This is a genomic window from Mesosutterella multiformis (assembly GCF_003402575.1).
GTDB lineage: Bacteria > Pseudomonadota > Gammaproteobacteria > Burkholderiales > Burkholderiaceae_F > Mesosutterella > Mesosutterella multiformis.
The window spans coordinates 268,939-281,618 of the sequence record NZ_BGZJ01000002.1 but is presented as its reverse complement, the minus strand read 5'-3'; the positions used below and the strand labels follow the sequence as shown (position 1 = coordinate 281,618).

The following is a 12,680-nucleotide window of genomic DNA, read 5'->3' as shown; positions in this document are numbered from 1 at the left end:
CAGTGTTTGTTCAAGCAGCCCCCGGCAAACGCTTTTCCTCAAGCTGTCCATTTTCGGGGTTAAGCCATACCCTGCCGATCGGAGTGCAGTTCAGCACGGAATCGCCGATCCAGCGCTCCGGGTGGTTTCTGCGAGCCTCCAGCATCGTTTCCCTGCGTCGGCGCAGCACCTCCGCATCTTCGCAGCGGTAACGCTGTCCGGGTGTAACCATTCGGATGCCGCGATGTCTGTGGTGCTCGTTGTAATGTTCCACAAAACTTTGCACCCATTGTTCAGCTTCCTCGACGCTGTTAAAGCCGTCTCGGGGATACAGGCAATCGCCGCTGTACTTAAGCGTACGGAAAAAGGACTCAGAATACGGGTTGTCGTTACTGACTCGCGGACGGCTGTGCGAGAAGATAATTCCGTTCTTCTCAAGCAAAGCCATAGTGGGCGCGGCTTTCATGCTCGCGCCATTGTCTGAATGCACGACAAGCTGTCCGGGCCTGATTCCATATTTTCTGAAGGCATCTCCGAGAAAGCGCACGGCAAAATCAGCATTGTCTGCGTCGAACACCCTGGCACTCACAACCATACGGCTATAGACGTCGACAATGACGTACGCGTAGTAGAACCAGCCCGTGTAAGTGCTGGAGCGAAGATAGGTGATGTCCCAGGTCCATACTTCATTAGGCTTCTCCGCGCTGTAAGCGGTCGGCCTGCTGCGGAGACGGGCTTTCCGGGTGGGAGCGCGGCGCGCGTTCAATCCCCGCGCTCTGAAAAGACGGTAAAGCGTAGAGAGAGAACACCAGTACTCCTTGTTTTCATCCAGAAGCTTGTAGAAAGCCTGCGTCAGGCTGAGATCGCGCACATCCTCCCGACAGAATCGCTCCACGATCTGCTCCCGCAAATCCTCCGGGATTTGCCGGGAGCTCGTAAAATTGCTCCGGTCGAGCCGTCCATCGCCATCAGGGGCATGCCGCCAGTTTTGCAATGTACGCGGAGTAATTCCAACTGCTTCGCAGGACAGCCTCTGCGACAGTCCCAGCGATTGACCGAAATCGACCAGTGAAATAATTTCCTGACGATCCTGGGCACTGATCAGTTTTCCTTTTCCCCCCAGATCGCCTCGGCTTTTTTTGACAGCATCAGCATCGTCGCAGCATCAGCCAATGCTTTGTCTTTTCTGGAAATTTCCTGAGCCTGTCTTGCGTTTTCCTTCTTGAGCTCGGTAATAGCGGAAGCCTGGGCTTCATGCTGTCTCTTGTCTACGGCATCCGGGTGTTTGCTGAACCATTCGGCCCAGGCGTCCACAGTGGATGCGAGATAGCCGTGTTTACGGCAGTATTGACCGAAGTCAGTCTCGCTCAGGAATGCTTTGGCGTTGACAGCGGTATGGGCTTGCAGGTAGGTCACACCCTTAGGAAGCTTAAGGTCGGCCATGGGCTTGGAAATTCCTGTGTTAGGCAGCGTGACGCAGTCTGATTTCTCTTTTGCCTTCTCGAGCCAGTACCTGATTGTTGATTTGCCTATCGAGTACTGAACGGAGGCTTCAGAGATTCGAAGCTCTTTGCTCAGAATGCGGGCCACGAGGTTATCTATAAACTCCTGCGAATATCGCATGTTTTACCACTCCATGTAAGACTGAAAGAGTGGCGAAAGTTATTTTGACAGATAATGGAAGTCACTCAGAGTCAGTCCGCGATTCACGACGCGGTGATTAAAGCCGCGAACGAACGCAAGTTCATGGTGGAGAAGGACACACCGAGCTCTGTCGCCCTCGTCTACCCCCCGGTCAATCACGGCAAATACATTCAGTTCCACGCCCGCTATCGGGTGGATATCGGACCTCACTCGTACGAAGTCAAATATATCGACAGCATGGGGCTTGACGTCAGCAAATGCACCCAGCCCGCGTTTGAAGACAAGCTTTGCGGTCATCGCAAGGTCAATCAGTGGCAGTTAATGCTCGATCAGGCGATCGAAAATCACCTTGCCTACAAGGAACCTGCGAAGAAGTAATCCCCTTTCTTCCTGATTCAAAGTGCCGCCCAAGAAACTCAGTTTCGGGGTGGCATTTTTGATTTCGGCATTCAAAAAAAATCCAGATGCCCATAGGACACCTGGATTCGTTTTCGATAGTTTTCGGAAACGTGGAAGCGTTTATTCTGTCGCGAGCGGGTGCTTCGGATCCGCGATCCACTCAGACCAGCTGCCGATATAAACGCCGGCGGGCTGGATCCCGACATCTTCCATCGCGAGGTGGTTGCAGCAGGCGGTGACACCGGAACCGCAGTAATTGATGATGGGCTTTCCGGCAGCCGCGTCGAGCACGGCTTTGAACCCTTCCTTCAGTTCACCTTTCCGGAGGAAATATCCATCCGGCCCGATGTTCGAGGTCGAGGGGTGATTGAAGGCCCCCGGGATATGACCGCCCTTCGGGTCCATCGTTTCGTTCTTGCCGTGGAAACGGTCGTTCGAGCGGGCGTCAACGAGGAGATATTCCCCGGATTCGAGGTTCTTCTCGATCTCTTCCTTCGTGAAGACCCGTTCAAGCGGCTCACCAACCTCGAAGTCGCCCTTGATAGGGGTCGGAATCTCCTTTGTTACCGGGAGCCCTGCGTCGACCCAGGCTTTGAACCCGCCATTCAGCACACGGATGTCTCCGTGACCGGCCGCGCGGAACGTGAACCAGAGCCGGGACGCGAAGTTCGCTTCTCCACCATCGTAAAGAATCACGAAGGTGTCCTTTCGGACGCCGAAACTCCGCATCTTTTCCGCGAACGCTTCAAGATTGGGGAACGGGTGACGGCCGTTCGTGCCGGTCTTCAGGCCCGCAACGTCCGTCTCCATATCCGCGAACACCGCGCCTGGGATGTGAGACTCGAGATACGCCTCGCGCCCCTTCTCGGGGTGAACGAGGTTCGATCGCACATCAATGATCACGACGTGGTTCTTGCCGTCCTCAAGAACCCCCTTGAGGCACGGCGCGGTAATCAGCGGATAAGCAGACTGTCTCATGACACATCATCCTTTATTCAGAAAAGCTTGAAGTTATATTACCTTTTCCTTTGATTCTGCAGGAGAAAATAATTTCTGATCTGAACAAAAACTGAAGCGCGTCAGAGGTTTAACCGATACCGTCCAAACGCTTTAAACCGTATAGCGGATCCAGACCGACTGATCGGCGACCTTTTCCACGCTCTGCAGCGTGAGCTTATAGGGCACGGTGTGGGATTCCGAAATCCCTTCAAAGGCGGTCGGCTGGCTGGAGCGACCGTCAATACCAGCCCCGTACACCATGCTCACTTCATCAATCAGACCGGCTTCGAGGAACGAGCCATTAATATGGCCGCCGCCCACCACACCGATCCGCTTGGAACCAAATTCCGTTTCAAGAATCCGTACCGCTTCCTTAAGATCAATCGACTTCTTCCCGACCGCGATATAGGAGATGCCGTTCTTCTTCAGATAGTCGAGATACTCGCGCGGCGCGAGTTCAGAAACGAGGCAGAGACGGTTCTTATCATCCGTTTCCGGCCACACGAGCGTGCCGCGGGTATCAGCGATCACGGCCCACTTGTCGGAATCGTGCGACTTGAAGAACTCAGGCTTTCCGACCGAGGTCGGATCGATCGGCGTATAGGTGCCGCTCGCGTAGTGATGCAGCGCCGTGACCTTTCCTTCAACCGTCGTATCAATCTTCAGGGCTTCGAGCGCTTCGTAATAGCCTTTCGACCCCAGGTGGCTCGTCATATCGCAGTCAATACGTCCGTCAAGCGACGCCATCATGTGGCAGATAACTGTTGCCATGCTGTCTCCTTCAATCCATGCGCCCGGGAAACCGCTCCCGGATCACTTTCCATAACTCTAACAGGGGGACCGCCGGTCTTTTGTCTGAAATTCTCAGAAGTCTGCGGGATTTTTTCGGATTGGGAAGAAAAGGCCTGTCCCCGTTAATGACGTTTCTGAAATTGGATAGTCTGGAAGCTGTTGATTTAGTAGGGCCAGTCCACGGTTACTCTACCAAGGTAGCCATGCGAGGACCGCATTCTACCGAAAGAAAATAAAAATTGCGAGCGGCGGGAAAACTTGGAGTTTTCGGATCCCAAGACACCTTTCCCTGGCGAATTATCACTTCAAGTGCAAAGCCTGAGAAAAGAATAGTGGCCCATAAAGCTTCCATAATAGAGATTGTCAAGATAACTATAGAGGGAGCTCATGAGCCACTATCATCATCTTACTCTTCGGGACAGAGTATTTATTTCGGCTTTAACGATTTCAGGCAAATCCCTGTCTGAAATTGCATGTGCGATTGGGAAAAATGTTTCTACGATCTCCCGCGAACTGAAGCGAAACAAGGCTGTATCGGCCCAGGATGGGGCTTCAGCTGCCTATGATCCCTGTGCCGCGCAGGCCCGATATCAGAGACAGAGAAAGCATTGCGGAAAGAGAAACATTCTGAAGTCTGACTCGTTGCTGACAAGGATTGTCTCAAATCTGCTGGTTAAGAAATTCTGGTCTCCGGAGCAGATTCAATACCGTCTCAGAAAGGAGCTGCCGAATCTAAGGATCAGCGCCACGACAATCTACCGAGGAATCAATTCTGGCTTTCTGGATCGCTTTGTGGATGGCCGAAAGATGTCCCGACACCTGCGACACCACGGTAAAACGCGTCACCGTAAAGGCATGACCGAGAGGCGAGGAAAGATCCAGATCACTCACAGCATTGAAGAGCGACCCCTGGAAGCTCAGAACAGATCTCGCCTGGGGGATTGGGAAGGCGATACCGTCATCGGAAAAAAGGGCGGAGCCTGCCTCACGACTCTGGTCGATAGGAAGTCCGGCTTTCTCTGTGGCGGGAAAACCGCTTCCAAGACTGCGGCCGATGTGTCTGCCGTAATTGAGAAATCTCTGTCAGATAAGGATCTGCGTACGATTACCGTAGATCGCGGAAAAGAATTTTCCTGGGCTGAAAAACTGGAGAAAGATCTCAGAACCAAAGTGTATTTCTGCTTGCCTCATCATCCATGGGAGAAAGGAAGTAATGAAAATACAAACGGACTTCTTAGAGACTTTTTCCCAAAAGGAATGAGTATCGATAAAATTTCTCAGGCAGAAGTTCAGAAACGGTTCAATGCTCTGAATTTCAGACCCAGAAAACGTCTCAATTGGAAGTGTCCGGCTGAAGTCTTTTATTCAGTAACTTTGCACTTGATTTGATAATTCACCCTTGTTAAAATTCCGAGTCAGAATGCCTCGCCACCGATGAGGCACCCATCGATACCTGTCCTCTCATGAGCACATCCGCGTCACAGTTTGCCATCGTTGTTCCGGTCTATAACGTGATCCAGTACCTGCCGGAATTTCTCGATTCACTCGATAAGCAGACTTCAAAAGCGTTCTTCGTGATCGCCGTGGATGACGGGTCAACCGACCGGGGCGGATTGATTCTCGACCGGTTCTCGGCCGCTCACCCCTGGCTCACCGCTATTCATCAGCCAAACGCCGGCGTTTCCGCTGCCCGAAACCGGGGACTCGATATCGTGAGTCAGGTGAAAGGCGTGAAGTACCTGTCGTTTGTGGATCCGGATGATGTGCTCGACCCCGAGTACGTGGCGTCCTTCACCGAGTCACTCGAACGCACCGGAGCCGATCTCGCGCTCTGCCCCTATACGGATTTCGACCGGAAGAAAGAAACCCCTAAGGTCCCTAATCTCAAAGAAATCCGGCTTGACCAGGATGGCATCGGAGCGGTGTTTTTTGGGTACGAAGCGACAAAGGCTGAAGCCCCCTACAGTTCCCGCGGGCTCCCCGTGAAGTGTTTCCGGTACGACAAAATCCGGGATTATCGCTTTGACGCGCGGCTCGGGATCGCGGAGGATCAGGAATATTTCATCCGCATTCTTCCGGGGCTTAAAACCGCGGTCACGGTGCCTCAGTATCTCTACCGCCGGCGGCTCAGAAAATCCTCGATCACCCATAGCCTCAGGAACGACTCGGACGGGCTCCCGCCCGCCGCGGTCCGGGGGATTGAGCGGACGCTGGTCGGCATGTGGTGGGCCGCCGTGCGGTTTGGCTATGGCCGCGGGGACAGCAAGGCGCTCCTTGAAGCGGATGTCTACTACAGCTGGATCCGGAAATACAAGTTCTCCTCCCCCCTCCCCGCTCAGGATAAGAAGCGAATCCTTTTCTACGCTCTCGGGCGCTATATCCTCACGCCGTACCTCCGGTTCCGGGAGCGGGATAAACCGCGGAAAACGAAAGATCTTTTTGACTGAGTGATGGACGGTACCCTGTTCCTGGCTGGGTAGTTCAGAATCCGGAACGAGTTCCGAAACCGAACTCCAATAAAGACAGATGCCTTCCGCGTCAGACAACAGAAAAAGGGCGGTTCCGGTTAAAGGAATCGCCCCTTAGTCGTTCAGACGAGACTCTGGAAAATTAATCAGAGTCTTTCTTGCCCGGACGCTGCTTACCGAAGTAATGCATGTAGCCGCGGTCCTTGGCCTTCCCGGTGATGTTTTCAGGCGTCATCTCGAAGACATTCATATACAGAGCGATCTTCTGGGTACGGGCAGCCATGGCTTTATCAATATCGATGCTCGGCGTAAAGCGGGCGAGCAGATAGCGCATGAACTTTTCCTTCTCCTTCGCGTCCGTCACGATGCGGATCGGGCCGCGGGCGATCACTGAAACGTAATCCACCGTGAGATGCGGCTCATTGATGTCCTGCTTCGCGATCCAGCAGAGCGACCCGCGGGGATTCTGAGTCAGGTTCGCGTTGCGGCGGCCTTCGCCCATTCCGATACCATGGAAATAAATCTTCCCGTTCAGCATAAACGGGGTCACCGGAACGCCATACGGTTCACCGGTGGCATCAGCGGTCGAGAGAACCGCGTGATCCGTGTGCTCGATGATATAGAAGCATTCTTCTTTGGAAAGCGCGAGTTCCGTATGCTTCATCGGCATATCTTTCGTGGACTTGGGTGCGTCGGCGGCGAAAGCGCCATCAGCAAAAGTGGCAAGTCCGGCTGCGGCACCGAGGGCAATAGCAGAACGGCGGGAAATTTCGGTCATAACAAACTCTCTCCTGTTTTCTCAGGCAACAGCGCCTGCGTGCCGTGAAATATAGAGAAGAAAGACCGCGATTTAACCCAAATCCGGGGTTACTACCATCATGGGTAGTAATACGGATAATTCCCATAAAAGACCAATAAATTCAATCGATAAGTCTTCTGTTCTTCGAGGCAAGGAGAGAGGAAGAGGACCCGCATCCGTTCGGTTCGCGGCCTTCTGAACGAGAAGACGGTTCTCGGATGCTCGTTCGATCGCCGAAAGCGGACAGTCAAAAAAACAGAAGCCTGACACGGTTCCCAACGTGCCAGGCTTCTCCTCTTCTCAGAGACAGTCGTTTCACTCCTCTCAATAGGTCTCTGGAACAATCGGCGGGTCGGAGAGTGTGATGCGTAGTTTGCCAACTGCCCCGGAGGGGGAAACCTTTGAGAGGAGTGAAAGAACGGCCCATGAGGACAGTGCTTTCACTTCTATTGATACTTCAGGTGCTGCTTTTTTCCTCGAAACTAAAAAGTGAACAGCCAGAGCGGATCCCTCTTACCGCTCCTCTGCAGATCCATCACCGAAAAACCCGGCTCTGGCCATTCACCCAGGAGAAAGACGTTTACTTCAGAAAGAATCAGCGTTCAACGACGCGGGATTCGATCTCGAGAGCCCTCGGAAAGATGAGGTTGTTCTCAAGATGGATGTGTTCGTGCAGGTCATCCTTGAACTGCTTGAGGAGGGCGTACGTGAGCTTGAGGCTCCCGCAGGCGTCCGCGGGCGGCGTGTAGTCGTTCGTCAGCTGACGGATTCGCTCCTGACGCTGGCCCTCTTCCTCGTGTTCCGCTTCCATGACACCGATCGGGGACTCAACGGAGCCGCAGTGGAAAGCCTGCACGGAGTGGTGGTTCAGATCACCGTCGCAGAGCTGATAGATGAAGGGGTAAAGCATCATCTCTTCCTTCATCAGGTGGTTCGTCAGATCCACCATGGTCTGCTGGAAGAGAGACTGGATTTCGTGGAGTTCGGGGTGATTCGGGCCGTGCACTTCAACGACTTTGGCAAGCAGATCCAGAATCTTCGGACCCACCTTGCGGATGCCGCGGTGATGCACCTTCAGCACGTAGTCAGAGAGAAGATCGGTCGGCCAGGTATTGAAGTCGTGCGACATCTGGGCCGGAACACCGACCACGGAGTCGAGCTCCTGGGCAACCTTTTCAGGATCAGCGCCAGCCTTGCGGCAGGCTTCGGAGAAGCCGTCAGAGCCGTGACAGCAGAAATCAACGCCGGCGTCGTTCAGCACCTTGGCAAAAGCCGTGCTCTTCGAGGCCACATTTCCGACAGACTGCGATGCATATTCAGGTAACGACATGATTCTCTCTTATTTAATTTAAGATGTATTTCAAATACAGCTTTAATATACAGAAGAACCTCACCCTAAGCAAGATTCCTAAGAATGAGACATTCGTGTCTACGGGTAATCCCGTATAGAATGCTCAAATTCTACAAACCGCCGGGCCGTCTCAAGCCTATACAGACTGAGCCTTCGACGACAGACGATCCCGCTCATTCTCCCGCTTCGCCCGCCGATACGCGCTTGGCGACAATCCCGTTTTGTTTTTGAAGGACTGTCCGAAGTAGCTCATCTGAGCGAAGCCCACGGATTCCGCGATAGCGCCGATTGGAAGATCGGTTTTCGCGAGCAGCTCCCCTCCCCGCTGGAGCCGGTACTCGAGGAGGTACTGATACGGCGTTTTCTCAAGACTCTGCCTGAAAACGCGGCCGCATTCAGACTTGCTGATACTTGCGCTCCGAGCCAGGTCTTCGAGCGTGATCGGTTCTGAAAAATGAAGCGAGATGTACTGCAGCATCTTTTGAAGCCGTCTGTGGAGCGGGCTCACCTTCTGTTTATCCGGGAGCCTGAGATTCAGGATCAGCACGAGCCAAAGCCGGGAGAGTTCTGTCAGCACCTCATAGGGGTACGTTTCGTCTTTTGCCTGATCCTCAAGTTTGTAGAGGCTCGTCAGACGCTCAAGCACTTTGCGGTTCCCGTCGCTTTCGCCCGAAAACCGAATCAGGCGGATGTCCTGATTCTCTGTTACCCGGGTCACCAGATCTTCCGCGGGGCTCCCCGGAAAGAAGGACAGAAACGAGGCCGGAAAAATAAAGCTCCGATAGCGGCAGGTCCCAATCTTTGTAATGCGGTGGATGACCGTCGCGTTGATAAAAATGGCTTCCCCTGCCCCCACTTCCACCTTTTCATCCAATGTCTGAACCGTGATCCGCCCATCTGTCACCAGAATGAACTGCAGATCCTCGTGCCAGTGCATCAGACGAAAACCGGGATTCGGCGGAAACGGTTTGTCATCGATCGCGTCCACCACGAAATAAGGAAACCGCGTTCCGATATTCAGATTGACGGAATTGACAAAACGGTTCTTATCCATGCGAAAAATTCCAGTTTGGCGATTTATTGATAATTTTCGCTATTTTCCTGATATCAAAACGGGGATTTTGAGAATAAATTGCTACTCAGGAAGTGATACGAATGGAAAAGAAGTCGCGTTCCGGCGCTGTTAGGCGCTTGCAACCGATTATCTGAAATCCTGCGGAGTTGGGCTCGCAGGGACGCGGGTAACAATTTATCGCTGTCCCCCGGTCAATCACTCTTCAAGACAGCCCGTACCGGCTGTCAGATTCAGAGCGTTATTTTAGTCTCATGATTTGAAATGGTCACTGTAAAGTACTACGACTCCCCGCTTGGGCTGATTTTTCTCGCGGCCGATGACACGGGGCTCATTGGACTCTGGTTTGAAGGGCAGAAATATTTCGCCCAGACCCTCACGCGGAATTACCAGACCGGCAGCACGCCGATTCTTGAATCCGCGGTCCGCTGGCTCCGGGTTTATTTTGCAGGCGAAAAACCATCCTTCACGCCGCGACTTCACCTGATCGGAACGGATTGCCAAATCGCGGTCTGGAAGCGCCTTCTTGCGATTCCCTACGGCACAACCGCGACGTACGGTGAGATTGGAAAACAGGTTGCCGCGGAGCGAACCGGCTTTCGCCCTTCTCCCCAGGCGGTGGGCGGTATGGTGAGCCAAAACCCGATTTCAATCATTATTCCGAGCCATCGGGTGGTGCCGGCGAATGGGAGCCTCACGGGTTACGCGGGCGGCGTTATCCAGCGGGCAAGGCTTCTGATGCTGGAGAAAACCGATATGAAGCCGCTCCTGATCCCGCCATCTCTCTCCGCGCTGCTCCCCCTGGAGGCCGCGTAGGGGCCTGAGAATCCGCGCCATTTCTCCCGCTGCTCAGATGCAGGTCTTAAAAAACCGGAGCGATCCCGTCACCGCTCCGGTTTTGACATTCTGAGACCCACTCCGCCCTCACCCCCGCCTTCCAAAAGACCATTACACCGCGACGCCTCTCTATATAGATACGGATACGGACCGAGCCGCTGCACCGCGCCCGTAGGAAATAGCACCCTCGCCGCGGATAAAAAAAGGGATCCGGAACGCTATTACCGGATCCCAAACTGACTTATAACCTGAACTGCTTTTTCACCAGAACCGCGGGGGACCGGAGGAGAGTTCGTCCGGTTCCCCGACTTTTACAGACTTCAGACGTCCTTCCGTCCCATGGCGATCTGGCCCGCCATGTAACCCGACGTATGAGCGAAACCGCAGGCGTTGCCGCCGCAGTAGAACGCGCCGTGGACACCGGCCACCGTTTCGCCGGCGGCGTACAGACCCTTCACGGGCTTCAGATCCCAGCCGAGCACCTGGAGGTGATCCGTCACGCGGAAGCCGCCGCAGGAGAGGTTGTTCCACGGATACATCTTGATGCCGTAGAACGGGCCCTTCGTGTCGATCTTCACCTTCTGGTCGTGACGGCCGTACTGGGTGTCGTTCTTCGTCTCGACGGCCTTGTTCCACATCTCGATCTGATCCTGCAGGCCCTTGAGATCCACGCCCGAGATCTTGCAGAACTCTTCAAGGGTGTTCGCGCGGAAGAGGTTCTTCCCGAGCTTGAACTCTTCCTCAGTGCGTTCGTCGTTCCAGGACGGGAGACCGATCAGCGCGCCGATCTTATACTTCGCGCGGGTCGCGTCATAGATGTTCTTATCCATGAAGACGATATGGTATCCGCCCGGGTTGCTCGCGAGGTACGGCGTGATGTGGCAGATGCCTTCGTTTTCAGAGACGAAGCGCTTGCCGTTCTTATTAATCAGGATGCCGCCCGCCTGCGTGAAGTACCAGAAGCGGCAGTAGGGTCCCCGGCGGCCGCCTGTCACAATGCCGCAGGGGTAGGACGCGATGTACTGCATGTGGGAGATCGGCGTTCCGACATCACGCACGGCGATACGCATCGCGGTGCCGTCGTTCGCGGAGCAGCCAATCGAAACGCCCTTCCCGGCAACGGACGGAACCCAGAAGTCGAGAGACTCAGGGGTGCCGGTAATGCCGCCGATCGCCATGATGACGCCCTTAAGGGCGCGGACGTTGTACTTCTTACCCGTATCGAGGTTCGTCGCCTCAATACCGAGGACTTCATTCTTCTTCGGGTCGAAGTAGATCTTCGTGAGCGGCGTGCCTTCGTAGATCTTGATCTTGCGATCCGCGATCTGCTTTGTCAGCACGTCGATGTAGTCTTTGCCCTGATAGCTGTCCTGACGCACGGCGCGGAGATTGCTGTGGCCCGGATACTTTTCGAGGTGATGCTTCGCGAGACCGTGGTTCTCGAGCCAGTCAAAGGCTTCGCCGGAATGCTTCGCGAAGAGTTCCACCGGTTCTTTCAGCGACATATAGCCGCCGTAATCCATGATGTCGTGCGCGAAATCCTGCCAGGAGTCCTTCGCGTGCTCACGCTTCTGGATCGCAGTGCCGTAGGCGGTGAAGAGGCCGCCGCACATGCGGGTCGCGGAGTGGTACGGGCTGTAGGACTTATCGAAAACGACGACCTTGCCCTTCTTGTCATAGACCTGGCAGGCGGCCATAAGGCCAGCGCCGCCGGCACCGAGGACGACCACGTCAACGGTCTGATCCCAATGCTTCGGAGCAGCGGTGGACTGGGAAGACGCGGCAAGCGCCGGGGCGGCTGCGGAAGCAGCGCCGGCAGCGGCAGCGGTCTTCAGGAAATTACGGCGGGTCAGAATAGAAGACATGGTTTACTCCCCCTTGAACTTACGATCGGGAATCGCGTGGCAGTCGCGGCAGATGTAGTGGCTCGTGGCGTGCATCGAATGGCACTGCGTGCACTCAATGCGGCCCATATGAGAGTCATGCGGGTTGAACTTTTCGCCCGGCTTCGCGGTCTTCTTCGCGAGAGCTTCGTAAGAACCGTGGCACTTGAGGCAGGTCTTCTGCGACGGGGCGGCCTTCTGGGTCTGCCCGGCGTGGCAGGTTTCGCACTTCATGCCGGCATGGGACCCGTGGATCGTCACACCCTGAGCGAAAGCGGACGGGGCCGCGAGGAGCATGGCTCCGATCGCCGCGGCAAGCGCTGCTTTGAACCTTATCTGCATATCCGTTGTCCTTTAATTCGGCTTTCGGATTCTGGGGAGTACTGCTGAGACTTTCTCTCTCCGTCTGAAAGCGGGTATCTTTTGGAAACACCTGACTCTGTTGGTTTTTTTCACA

13 protein-coding genes are annotated in these 12,680 nt (G+C 54.6%); 4 read left to right on the top strand and 9 right to left on the bottom strand.

Features of this window, described 5'->3' with window-relative positions:
* Nucleotides 1–10: 10 nt before the first annotated feature.
* Together M4NBBH2_RS09945 and M4NBBH2_RS09940 are read right to left on the bottom strand one after the other, a co-directional pair.
* Complete coding sequence (locus M4NBBH2_RS09945) at nt 11–1,081, bottom strand: IS3 family transposase (protein WP_238691393.1); 1,071 nt, start codon at nt 1,079–1,081, stop codon at nt 11–13.
* The gene (locus M4NBBH2_RS09940; protein ID WP_116269329.1) at nt 1,081–1,602 is read right to left on the bottom strand and encodes a hypothetical protein; all 522 of its coding nucleotides are present in this window, start codon (nt 1,600–1,602) and stop codon (nt 1,081–1,083) included. Before M4NBBH2_RS09940 ends, M4NBBH2_RS09945 begins: the two co-directional genes overlap by 1 nt.
* Before the next feature lie 54 nt (nt 1,603–1,656).
* On the opposite strand from M4NBBH2_RS09940, the gene M4NBBH2_RS09935 reads away from it, so the two are divergent.
* A complete protein-coding gene (locus tag M4NBBH2_RS09935) occupies nt 1,657–2,001 on the top strand; it encodes a hypothetical protein (RefSeq protein WP_116270830.1) in 345 nt (114 codons plus the stop codon).
* A 141-nt stretch (nt 2,002–2,142) separates the two neighbouring features.
* Here the strand turns inward: M4NBBH2_RS09935 and M4NBBH2_RS09930 are convergent, their stop codons facing one another.
* Entirely contained in the window at nt 2,143–3,000 is an 858-nt protein-coding gene (locus M4NBBH2_RS09930) for a sulfurtransferase (protein WP_116270829.1), read from the bottom strand.
* Nucleotides 3,001–3,132: 132 nt separating this feature from the next.
* Nucleotides 3,133–3,792 (bottom strand): dihydrofolate reductase family protein, encoded by a 660-nt coding sequence (locus M4NBBH2_RS09925; RefSeq protein ID WP_116270828.1) that lies wholly within the window; start codon nt 3,790–3,792, stop codon nt 3,133–3,135.
* A gap of 408 nt (nt 3,793–4,200) precedes the next feature.
* On the opposite strand from M4NBBH2_RS09925, the gene M4NBBH2_RS09920 reads away from it, so the two are divergent.
* Complete coding sequence (locus M4NBBH2_RS09920; protein ID WP_116269340.1) at nt 4,201–5,202, top strand: IS30 family transposase; 1,002 nt, start codon at nt 4,201–4,203, stop codon at nt 5,200–5,202.
* Between the two features lie 74 nt (nt 5,203–5,276).
* Entirely contained in the window at nt 5,277–6,260 is a 984-nt protein-coding gene (locus tag M4NBBH2_RS09915; protein WP_116270827.1) for a glycosyltransferase, read from the top strand.
* Between the two features lie 163 nt (nt 6,261–6,423).
* On the opposite strand, the gene M4NBBH2_RS09910 is transcribed toward M4NBBH2_RS09915, so the two are convergent.
* The 3 genes from M4NBBH2_RS09910 to M4NBBH2_RS09900 form a co-directional block, all read right to left on the bottom strand.
* The gene (locus M4NBBH2_RS09910; protein ID WP_116270826.1) at nt 6,424–7,059 is read right to left on the bottom strand and encodes a pyridoxamine 5'-phosphate oxidase family protein; all 636 of its coding nucleotides are present in this window, start codon (nt 7,057–7,059) and stop codon (nt 6,424–6,426) included.
* Nucleotides 7,060–7,675: 616 nt separating this feature from the next.
* Nucleotides 7,676–8,410 carry an iron-sulfur cluster repair di-iron protein gene (ric, locus tag M4NBBH2_RS09905; RefSeq protein WP_116270825.1) on the bottom strand — a complete coding sequence of 245 codons (735 nt, stop codon included), beginning with the start codon at nt 8,408–8,410 and terminating at the stop codon, nt 7,676–7,678.
* Between the two features lie 157 nt (nt 8,411–8,567).
* Nucleotides 8,568–9,485 (bottom strand): AraC family transcriptional regulator, encoded by a 918-nt coding sequence (locus tag M4NBBH2_RS09900; protein WP_116270824.1) that lies wholly within the window; start codon nt 9,483–9,485, stop codon nt 8,568–8,570.
* Nucleotides 9,486–9,767: 282 nt separating this feature from the next.
* Here M4NBBH2_RS09900 and M4NBBH2_RS09895 point away from each other — a divergent pair, with 282 nt between their 5' ends.
* On the top strand, nt 9,768–10,319 hold the full coding sequence (locus tag M4NBBH2_RS09895; RefSeq protein ID WP_116270823.1) for a methylated-DNA--[protein]-cysteine S-methyltransferase: 552 nt from the start codon (nt 9,768–9,770) through the stop codon (nt 10,317–10,319).
* Nucleotides 10,320–10,660: 341 nt separating this feature from the next.
* Here M4NBBH2_RS09895 and M4NBBH2_RS09890 read toward each other — a convergent pair whose 3' ends face one another.
* Nucleotides 10,661–12,205 carry an FAD-dependent oxidoreductase gene (locus M4NBBH2_RS09890; RefSeq protein WP_116270822.1) on the bottom strand — a complete coding sequence of 515 codons (1,545 nt, stop codon included), beginning with the start codon at nt 12,203–12,205 and terminating at the stop codon, nt 10,661–10,663.
* Between the two features lie 3 nt (nt 12,206–12,208).
* Nucleotides 12,209–12,565, bottom strand: coding sequence for a cytochrome c3 family protein (locus M4NBBH2_RS09885; RefSeq protein ID WP_022444121.1), 357 nt, complete (start codon nt 12,563–12,565; stop codon nt 12,209–12,211).
* Nucleotides 12,566–12,680 lie beyond the last annotated feature (115 nt).

Coding starts and splice junctions, on each gene's coding strand:
- M4NBBH2_RS09890 (WP_116270822.1), bottom strand. CDS start 12,205: ATGTCTTCTATTCTGACCCGCCGTAATTTCCTGAAGACCGCTGCCGCT.
- ric (WP_116270825.1), bottom strand. CDS start 8,410: ATGTCGTTACCTGAATATGCATCGCAGTCTGTCGGAAATGTGGCCTCG.
- M4NBBH2_RS09900 (WP_116270824.1), bottom strand. CDS start 9,485: ATGGATAAGAACCGTTTTGTCAATTCCGTCAATCTGAATATCGGAACG.
- M4NBBH2_RS09910 (WP_116270826.1), bottom strand. CDS start 7,059: ATGACCGAAATTTCCCGCCGTTCTGCTATTGCCCTCGGTGCCGCAGCC.
- M4NBBH2_RS09915 (WP_116270827.1), top strand. CDS start 5,277: ATGAGCACATCCGCGTCACAGTTTGCCATCGTTGTTCCGGTCTATAAC.
- M4NBBH2_RS09885 (WP_022444121.1), bottom strand. CDS start 12,565: ATGCAGATAAGGTTCAAAGCAGCGCTTGCCGCGGCGATCGGAGCCATG.
- M4NBBH2_RS09895 (WP_116270823.1), top strand. CDS start 9,768: ATGGTCACTGTAAAGTACTACGACTCCCCGCTTGGGCTGATTTTTCTC.
- M4NBBH2_RS09920 (WP_116269340.1), top strand. CDS start 4,201: ATGAGCCACTATCATCATCTTACTCTTCGGGACAGAGTATTTATTTCG.
- M4NBBH2_RS09940 (WP_116269329.1), bottom strand. CDS start 1,602: ATGCGATATTCGCAGGAGTTTATAGATAACCTCGTGGCCCGCATTCTG.
- M4NBBH2_RS09925 (WP_116270828.1), bottom strand. CDS start 3,792: ATGGCAACAGTTATCTGCCACATGATGGCGTCGCTTGACGGACGTATT.
- M4NBBH2_RS09930 (WP_116270829.1), bottom strand. CDS start 3,000: ATGAGACAGTCTGCTTATCCGCTGATTACCGCGCCGTGCCTCAAGGGG.
- M4NBBH2_RS09935 (WP_116270830.1), top strand. CDS start 1,657: ATGGAAGTCACTCAGAGTCAGTCCGCGATTCACGACGCGGTGATTAAA.